This window comes from Streptomyces albidochromogenes (assembly GCF_005981925.1).
In the GTDB taxonomy this organism is placed as follows: Bacteria; Actinomycetota; Actinomycetes; order Streptomycetales; family Streptomycetaceae; genus Streptomyces; species Streptomyces albidochromogenes.
In genome coordinates this window covers 1-8,198 of the sequence record NZ_VBVX01000280.1, presented here as the reverse complement: position 1 = coordinate 8,198, position 8,198 = coordinate 1, and the positions used below count along the sequence as shown (strand labels likewise).

The window sequence follows — 8,198 nt, the reverse complement described above, 5'->3', positions numbered from 1 at the left end:
GCACCCGCACCAACCGCATCCCCCACCCCCTCCTGCGTCCGAATCGCGTCCCCAGGTGAAACCGTCACCAGACAAGCCCGCTGATTCGGCCGGTCGTTGACCGTCACCAGGCAGTCGAAGCACACCCCGATGCCGCAGAACACCCCACGCGGCCGCCCCCCGTCCCGCGTCGTGCGCCAGGCGACGACACCCGCCTCCCACAGCACGGCGGCGACGGTCCGGCCGGGCAGCGCCGGCACGGGCCGCCCGTCCAGCGTGACCTCGAAGCCGGGCCCGGGCCGCGCCCGCACGAGCTTCCGCGGCGTAGTACGACGAAACCTCATCCGCTCTCCTCCGCGCCGAACCGATCGGGCCGGAAGGCCGCGAGGTCCAGCTCCGGCACCTCCCCGATGAGCCCCTGGGCGACCAGGTGGCCGGTGCCCGTGGCGAGGCCGATCCCCGCCCCCTCGTGTCCGCACGCGTGGTGCAGGCCGGGCACGCGCGCGTCGGGGCCGATCGCCGGCAGGTGGTCGGGCAGGTACGGCCGGAACCCCAGGTACCCGCGCACCGCGCCGACCCTCCCGAGCACCGGGAAGAGCCCCACCGCCTGCGCCGCGAGCCGCCGTACGACCGGCAGCGCGAACGTACGGTCGAAGCCGACCCGCTCCCGGCTCGCGCCGATCAGTACGGGCCCGGCGGCCGTTCCCTCGACCACCGCCGAGGTCTGGAGCGCGGCCGAGTCACTGGCGACGTCGGCGACGTAGTCCGCCGAGTACACCTTGTGCCGGACGGTCCGAGGCGGCAGCGGCTCGGTCACGAGCACGAAGCCGCGCCGCGGGAGCACCGGCAGGTGCGCCCCGGCCAGTGCGGCGACCCCGCCGCCCCAGGTCCCCGCCGCGTTGACGACGGCCGGCGCGTGGATGTCGCCCCGGCCGGTACGCACGCCGAGCACGCGCCCGCCGTCGCCCGCAGCCCGCCGCACCGCGGTCACGACTTCCCCCGTGCGCACCACGGCGCCCGCCCGTCGCGCCTCCCGTACGAGATGCGCGGCGGCCAGGGCGGGCATCACCTGGCAGTCCTGCGGGTAGAGCACGCCTCCCGCGAGGCCGCCCGCCAAGTGCGGCTCAAGGGAGCGCAGTTCGCTCGCGTCGACCCCGACCGCCGCCACCCCGAACGCACGCTGGCGCGCGGCGAACTCTTCGAGTGCGGCGAGCCCGGCGTACCCCGAACCCACCACGAGCCCGCCTTTGGCCTCGTACTCGACGGCCGTCCGCAGACCCGGGTCCTCCTCCACGAGCCGCCGCCACAACTCCAGCGACAGCAGCGCCAGTTCCAGCTCCGGCCCGGGCTCCTTGTCGGACACCAGCAGGTTGCCCTCGCCCGCCCCGGTGGTGCCTCCGGCGACCGGCCCCCGGTCGACGAGCACGGTGCGCAAGCCCGCCCGGGCCGCGTAGAAGGCACAGGCCGCGCCCACCATTCCGGCCCCAACTACCACGACATCGCAGGTCAGTTGGTTGGTCACGGCAGTACAATGTCACATGTTCCCTTTCGCGCCAAGGGTCTCTACGCTGGTTCCTCGCCGGCAGCGAGCCGCAGGACGAGAGGGGCCCACCCATGTACAGGGACCGGAAGAACAGCCTCGGCCCGACCGTCTCCGACGAGCTGGCGGCGCTCATGAGGCGAGGGTGGGCGGACACCGAGCGGCGCGACCTCGAACCGGCCGAGCAGAGCCCGTACGCGGCCAAGCGCCGCGCCGCGCTCTCCGCCCGCTTCCCCGGCGAGCGCCTGGTGGTGCCCGCCGGGAACCTCAAGGTGCGCGCCAACGACAGCCACTACCCCTTCCGCCCCTCCAGCGAGTACGTCCACCTCACCGGCGACCAGAGCGAGGACGCGGCGCTGGTCCTCGAACCGCGCGCGGACGGCGGCCACGAGGCGACCGTGTACCTCCTCCCCCGGTCCGACCGGGAGACCGGCGAGTTCTGGCAGGACGCGGCCAAGGGCGAGCTGTGGGTCGGCCGCAGGAACACCCTGGCCGAGGCGGCGACGCTGCTGGGCCTGCCCTGCCGCGACGTACGCCGGGCCGCCGAGGAGCTGCGCGCCGCCGTCGCCGCGGCGCCGACGACGCCGACGCGTGTGGTGCGCGGCTACGACGCCGGCCTGGAGGCGGCCGTGGAGACGGACGGCGAACGGGACGCGGAGCTGAAGACCGCCCTGTCCGAGCTGCGCCTGGTCAAGGACGAGTGGGAGATCGGCGAACTGCGCAAGGCGTGCGAGTCGACCGTGCGCGGCTTCACCGACGTCGTACGGGAGCTGGCGACCGCCGTCGCCACCTCCGAGCGGTGGATCGAGGGCACTTTCTTCCGCCGCGCCCGCCTGGAGGGCAACGACGTCGGCTACGGCTCGATCTGCGCGGCGGGCGAGCACGCCACGATCATGCACTGGGTGCGCAACGACGGCGAGGTGCGCCCCGGCGACCTGCTCCTCCTCGACGCGGGTGTGGAGACCCGTACCCTCTACACCGCCGACGTCACCCGCACCCTGCCCGTCGACGGCACCTTCACTCCCCTCCAGCGCAGGATCTACGACGCGGTGTACGAGGCCCAGCAGGCCGGCATCGACGCCGTGCGGCCGGGCGCGCGCTACCGGGACTTCCACGAGGCGGCGCAGCGGCGCCTGGCGGAGAAGCTGGTGGAGTGGGGCCTGCTGGAGGGACCCGCCGAGCGCGTACACCGCCTCGGCCTGCAACGCCGCTTCACGATGGCCGGCACGGGCCACATGCTGGGCCTGGACGTGCACGACTGCGCGACGGCGCGCAGGGAGGCGTACGCCGACGGGACGCTGCGGCCGGGCATGGTGCTGACCGTCGAGCCGGGCCTGTACTTCCAGCCGGACGACCTGACCGTGCCGGCGGAGTACCGGGGCATCGGCGTACGTATCGAGGACGACATCCTCGTGACCGCCGAGGGGAACGAGAGCCTGTCGGCGGCCCTGCCCCGCACCTCCACCGAGGTGGAGACGTGGATGCGGTCCCTCACGCCCCCGCGATGATCTCCACCAGCACCCGGAATCACCCCGAACCCCACACGGAGGGGACTACTCTCCCGCGTAGGCCCTCCGCAGTGCGGCGATGTCGAACTTGACCATGGAGAGCATCGCCTCGGTGGCCCGCTTCGCCTTGTCCGGATCGGCGTCGCCGACCATGTCGACGAGTTCTTCGGGAACGACCTGCCAGGACACCCCGAACCTGTCCTTGAGCCAGCCGCAGGCGACCCCCGAGCCGCCTTCGACGAGGCTGTTCCAGTAGTAGTCCAGCTCGGGCTGGTCGGCGCAGAGGATCTGGAACGAGACGGCCTCGTTGAACGTGAACTCGGGACCGCCGTTCAGCGCCACGAACCTCTGCCCGTTGGCTTCGAACTCGACGGTCATGACCTCGCCGGCCGTCCCGGGCGAGGCCTCGTTGTAGCGGGTGATCCTGCCGATCCTGGAGTCCTTGAAGATCGACACGTAGTGGTCGGCGGCCTCTTCGGCCTGCCCGTCGAACCACAGGCAGGTGGTGAATCCCTTGGCGGCCATCGGTACCTCCAGCAGGTGAGTGTGTGTACCCATGGAGACCGCCCGTCGGCCGAGAACTCATCGGCGACATGCCGGGAACGCGAAAAAGACCCCGGATCGACTGACCGGGGTCTTTTCCTGCTGGTGTCCGAGGGGGGACTTGAACCCCCACGCCCGATAAAGGGCACTAGCACCTCAAGCTAGCGCGTCTGCCATTCCGCCACCCGGACCAGGTGGTCGGCCCCGGTTTCCCGCGGCGACATGGAAAACAATACCAGGGGTTCGGTGTCGCTTTCACCTGCGTATTCCGTGGTCAGTGGCTTGCGGCGACCGCGGGCGGCGTGATCTTGGGGGTGTCGCGGGGCCGTTCTCACAGCGTGTCGCCGTGCGCTTACGCGTAGCGTTCGCGCGGTGAGTCAGGGACACGGATTCGAAGACGGCAGGCGTGGGCGTGCGTACCGCCGGCCCCGCACCCTGTCGCCGTTGCGCGAGCACCTGCGGGACACCTTCTGGTTCGCTCCGGCCCTGGGGTTGGTGTGCGTGTGCGCGCTGTGGTGGGCGGCGTCGGCGCTCGACGCGGAGATCGTCGGAGCGCTGCAGGACGAGGGGGCGTTCGACGAGGTCGGCGATCTGGTCGCGTTCGCCGAGGACGCGAAGACCATCGTCACCACGATCAGCTCGGCGATGATGACCTTCGTCGGTGTGGTCTTCAGCATCTCGCTGGTGGCGGTGCAGATGGCGAGCGGGGGGTTCACGCCCCGGGTGGTGCGGATCTTCGTCCGGAGCCGGATCACCAAGGTCACGCTCACGGTGTTCCTGGCGACGTTCCTGTTCTCGCTGCTGGTACTCACGCAGTACGACAGCACGTCGGACCCGCGACGGGTGACCACCGTGCCGCTCGCGCAGAGCGTCCTGGTCATGCTCATGGTCGTACTCAGCCTGCTGCTGTTCATCGTGTACGTGTCGTCCACGCTGCGGCTGATGCAGGTGGGGCCCGTGGTCGACCGCGTCGCGCGGGAGTCGTTCCGGGTGCTGGCCAGGCAGCCGGGCGGGGAGCTGGACCGGGAACCGCTCGGGCCCGAGAGCGGGCGGATCGCGCACCGGGGGCGGGCGGGCGTACTGCGGGACGTGAACGTCGCGCGGCTGGTCCGGGCCGCGCGGCGCGAAGGCGTGGTGCTGCGGCTGGTCCCCCGGATCGGCGACTTCGTCGTACCGGGGACGCCGGTGCTGGCCGTGCACGGTACGGCGGCGCCGCCTCGGCGGGCGCTGCGGTACACCGTGTCCGTGGGGGTGGACCGCACCTCGCACCAGGACCTCGGGTTCGGGCTGCGGCAGTTGTCCGACATCGGGTTGCGGGCGCTGTCGCCGGCCGTCAACGACCCCACGACCGCCGTGCAGTGCCTGGACCGGATCGTCCAGTTCCTCGCCGCTGTGGTGGAGATGCCGCTCGGGGCCGTGCATCATCGCGATCGCGACGGTGCGGTGCGCCTGGTGCAGGACGTGCCGGAGTGGGCCGACCTGGTGGACCTGGGGTTCACCGAGATCCGGGGGTTCGCGGCGGGCAGTCCGCAGGTCTCGCGGCGGCTGCTCGCCGGGATCGACGACTTGCTGCTGCTGGCGCCGGCGGACCGGCGGGAGCCGCTGGTCCGCCAACGCGCGCTCCTCGTCCAGGCCGTGGAGCGCACGGTGCCCGAGGCGGCCGAGCGGGCTTTCGCCCTGCTCCCCGACCACCAGGGGATCGGCTGACCGCGAGCGGGCGGCGCTACGGCATCAGGTGGTGCGCGGGGAAGCTGCCCGGGAGACGTTCGTCCCCCGGGCCTTCGGTGACGGACCGGACGAGGAGTTCGCCGCCGACGAACGCGCCGCGCCAGGACGCGCCGAAGCCCGCCGGGGCGGCCGCGGCCCGGCACATCGAGCCGGACCCGCGGCCGATCAGCCTCGGCGCGGTCTGACCACCGCCGCTCTCAGCAGTCCTTCTCGCGCAGGGAGCGCAGGTGCGCGCTGGACTTGCGGGCGAAGGCGAACGACTCGACGGGGTTGTCGTGTTCCGCCTGCCAGTGGTGGTCACGGCGCCCGCCGCGGGTCTTCGACACCGCCGAGATGAACCGCTTGTAGTCGATGTCTCCGTCCCCGACGTCCACCATCCGGTAGCCGTCGCGGGCGGACGCGTCGTGTTCGCCGTCCTTGACGTGGAACAGCGGGTAGCGGTCGGGCTGCTTCAGTACGTAGTCGAGGGGGTCGAAGGGGGCGGGGGTGCCGTCGGCGCGCTTGCCGAAGCGGAACTGGGCGGCGTACGCCCAGTAGATGTCCATCTCCAGGTAGACCAGGCCGGGGTCGGTCTCGGCGAGGAGCACGTCGTAGAGACGGACGTCGGGCCGGTCGGTCGCGAAGGAGAACTCCTCGGCGTGGTTGTGCTGGTAGAACTTCATGCCGCGCGCCCTGGCCGCCGCGCCGTAGGTGTTGAAGTCCTCGGCGGCCCGCTTCCAGCCGTCGACGGTCGCGCCGTAGCGCCAGGGGCCGGACGCGGTGCCGATGTGCTTCAGGCCGAGGGCCTGGGCGTCGTCGAGGACCTTGGTGAGGTTCTGGGCGAAGGTGTACGCGCCGGGGTCGCCGTCGGAGTAGTAGTCGACGTGGCTTCCTATGCCGCGCAGGCCGTGGTCGCGGGTGAGCTTGCGGAGCTGGGGCAGGGTGATGGCGCCGGCGGAACCCTGCGTGTAGCCGGCGTACTCGACCTCGTCGTAACCGAAGCGCTCCAGTTCGGCGAAGACCTTCGCGAAGCCGAGGGCCGAGACCTTGTCGCGCAGGGAGTAGAGCTGGATGCCGAGGCGGCCGGGGGGCAGGACGGGGCGGCCGCGGCCCGTGCTCCGCGCCGCCGCGCTGGGCGCCGCGGCTCCGAGGAGGGCCGCGGCGGTGGCCCCGGCGGCCACGCCGAGCATGCCGCGCCGGGAGAGCTTGCGGGTGAGTTCGGGGTCGGTGGTGGTCTTGCGGCTCATGGGTCGCACGCGTGGAACTCCTTCGTCAGGGCTCTTGTCAGTGCAGTCCGGCAAGCTGGAGGAGCAGGGCTTTCACATCGGTGGCCGCTGTGCGGCCGTGGACGGCGCGGGGGGTGGAGCACAGGATGAGCGGACCTTCGTCGTCGTTCTCGGGGAGGCGGCCGTGGCTGCCGCGGACAGGTGAGGGGTCGAGGGGCACGACCGCCATGCGGTAGCGCATGCCGAGCTTCTTGCGGGCGAGCGCCGTGGCCGCCTTGACGCGTACGTACGGGTCGAGGGGGTCCATGAAGAGTTCGGCCGGGTCGTAGCCGGGTTTGCGGTGGATCTCGACGAGCTGGGCGAAGTCCGGGGCCTTCGCGTCGTCGAGCCAGTAGTAGTACGTGAACCAGGCGTCGGGCTCCGCCACCGCGACCAGTTCGCCGGAGCGGGGGTGGTCGAGGCCGTGGCTCTTCTTGCCCTCGTCGTCGAGGAGTTCGGCGACGCCTTCGAGGTCCGTGAGAGCGGCGCGGGCGGCTTCGAGGTCCTCGGGGCGGCGGACGTAGACGTGTGCGAGCTGGTGGTCGGCCACGGCGAACGCCCGTGAGGTCATGGGGTCCAGGTACTCCATGCCGTCCTGGGTGTGGACCTCGACGAGGCCGGCGCGGCGCAGGGCCCGGTTGATGTCGACGGGCCGCGAGACCCGGGTGATGCCGTACTCGGAGAGCGCCACGACCGTACGGCCCTCGGCCCTCGCGTCGTCGAGCAGCGGTGCGAGGGCGGCGTCGAGGTCGGCCGCGGCGCGGTGGGAGCGGGGGTCGTCGGGGCCGTAGCGCTGGAGGTCGTAGTCGAGGTGCGGGAGGTAGCACAGGGCCAGGTCGGGGTGGCGGGTGCGCAGGATGTGGCGGGTGGCGTCGATGATCCATCGGGAGGATCCGAGGTCGGCGCCGGGGCCCCAGAAGTGGAAGAGGGGGAACGTGCCGAACCGGTCGGCGAGTTCGTCGTGGAGGGAGGGGGGCCGGGTGTAGCAGTCGGGTTCCTTGCGGCCGTCGGCGTAGTAGACGGGGCGTGGGGTGACGGTGTAGTCGGTGTCGGCGCCCATCGCGTACCACCAGCAGATGTTGGCGACGGTGTAGCCGGGGTGGGCGCGGCGAGCGGCGTCCCAGATCTTGTCGCCGGCGACCAGGCCGTTGTGCTGGCGCCACAGGAGTACTTCGCCGAGCTCGCGGAAGTACCAGCCGTTGCCGACGATGCCGTGCTCGGCGGGGGTGGTGCCGGTGAGGAAGGTCGACTGGGCGGCGCAGGTGACGGCGGGCAGGACGGTGCCGAGGGAGGCCTGGGAACCGGACCGGGCGAGCCGGCCGAGACGCGGCATGTGGGCGAGCAGCCTCGGGGTGAGGCCGACGACGTCCAGGACGAGCAGGGGCGTGGGTCCGCCGCCGGTGGTGGCGGGTGTCTCGGTCACGGCAGCTCCTTGAGTCCGAGGTCGACCAGGAGGTCGCGGGCGAGGACGAGTTCGGCGGCGATCCCCTCGGCGAGCTGGGTTCGGTTGCGCGGGCGCAGATCGGGCGGGAGCGCCTGCCAGGTGTACGTCTCGACCTCCAGGTGCCGGGTGAGCGGCGCGGGGCCGCCGACGAGGCGGGCGAGGGCGTCCTGGAGCACCGGGAGGGTGGAGGTCCTGTCTCTTATTACACATCT

General features: G+C 72.1%; 8 protein-coding genes, 1 tRNA gene and 1 pseudogene. 2 read left to right on the top strand and 8 right to left on the bottom strand.

The window, feature by feature from the left end; genetic code table 11:
- Positions 1–323 (bottom strand): (2Fe-2S)-binding protein (locus E2E34_RS27200; protein WP_138904553.1); only part of this gene is annotated, 323 nt, incomplete at its 3' end.
- Entirely contained in the window at positions 320–1,501 is a 1,182-nt protein-coding gene (locus E2E34_RS27195) for an NAD(P)/FAD-dependent oxidoreductase (protein ID WP_138904552.1), read from the bottom strand. The genes E2E34_RS27195 and E2E34_RS27200, both read right to left, overlap by 4 nt.
- Before the next feature lie 92 nt (positions 1,502–1,593).
- Between E2E34_RS27195 and E2E34_RS27190 the strand changes: the two genes are divergently transcribed.
- Complete coding sequence (locus E2E34_RS27190; RefSeq protein WP_138904551.1) at positions 1,594–3,027, top strand: aminopeptidase P family protein; 1,434 nt, start codon at positions 1,594–1,596, stop codon at positions 3,025–3,027.
- Positions 3,028–3,072: 45 nt separating this feature from the next.
- Here the strand turns inward: E2E34_RS27190 and E2E34_RS27185 are convergent, their stop codons facing one another.
- A complete protein-coding gene (locus E2E34_RS27185; RefSeq protein ID WP_138904555.1) occupies positions 3,073–3,552 on the bottom strand; it encodes a VOC family protein in 480 nt (159 codons plus the stop codon).
- A 121-nt stretch (positions 3,553–3,673) separates the two neighbouring features.
- Positions 3,674–3,761, bottom strand: a tRNA-Leu gene (locus E2E34_RS27180).
- A 181-nt stretch (positions 3,762–3,942) separates the two neighbouring features.
- Here E2E34_RS27180 and E2E34_RS27175 point away from each other — a divergent pair.
- Positions 3,943–5,277: a DUF2254 domain-containing protein gene (locus E2E34_RS27175; protein ID WP_138904550.1), complete on the top strand. Its 1,335-nt coding sequence runs from the start codon at positions 3,943–3,945 to the stop codon at positions 5,275–5,277.
- A gap of 16 nt (positions 5,278–5,293) precedes the next feature.
- On the opposite strand, the gene E2E34_RS35665 is transcribed toward E2E34_RS27175, so the two are convergent.
- The 4 genes and pseudogenes from E2E34_RS35665 to E2E34_RS27160 form a co-directional block, all read right to left on the bottom strand.
- The gene (locus E2E34_RS35665) at positions 5,294–5,443 is read right to left on the bottom strand and encodes a hypothetical protein (RefSeq protein WP_167518398.1); all 150 of its coding nucleotides are present in this window, start codon (positions 5,441–5,443) and stop codon (positions 5,294–5,296) included.
- Between the two features lie 52 nt (positions 5,444–5,495).
- On the bottom strand, positions 5,496–6,524 hold the full coding sequence (locus E2E34_RS27170) for a sugar phosphate isomerase/epimerase family protein (RefSeq protein WP_138904554.1): 1,029 nt from the start codon (positions 6,522–6,524) through the stop codon (positions 5,496–5,498).
- A gap of 37 nt (positions 6,525–6,561) precedes the next feature.
- On the bottom strand, positions 6,562–7,965 hold the full coding sequence (locus tag E2E34_RS27165; RefSeq protein WP_138904549.1) for an alkaline phosphatase family protein: 1,404 nt from the start codon (positions 7,963–7,965) through the stop codon (positions 6,562–6,564).
- Positions 7,962–8,198 (bottom strand): annotated as a pseudogene (locus tag E2E34_RS27160) (metabolite traffic protein EboE); the annotation flags it as partial. The gene E2E34_RS27165 and the pseudogene E2E34_RS27160, both read right to left, overlap by 4 nt.

What these genes read in the sequence shown, in the direction of transcription:
- E2E34_RS27190 (WP_138904551.1), top strand. Translation starts at nt 1,594, where the DNA reads ATGTACAGGGACCGGAAGAACAGCCTCGGCCCGACCGTCTCCGACGAG.
- E2E34_RS27185 (WP_138904555.1), bottom strand. Translation starts at nt 3,552, where the DNA reads ATGGCCGCCAAGGGATTCACCACCTGCCTGTGGTTCGACGGGCAGGCC.
- E2E34_RS35665 (WP_167518398.1), bottom strand. Translation starts at nt 5,443, where the DNA reads ATGTGCCGGGCCGCGGCCGCCCCGGCGGGCTTCGGCGCGTCCTGGCGC.
- E2E34_RS27170 (WP_138904554.1), bottom strand. Translation starts at nt 6,524, where the DNA reads ATGAGCCGCAAGACCACCACCGACCCCGAACTCACCCGCAAGCTCTCC.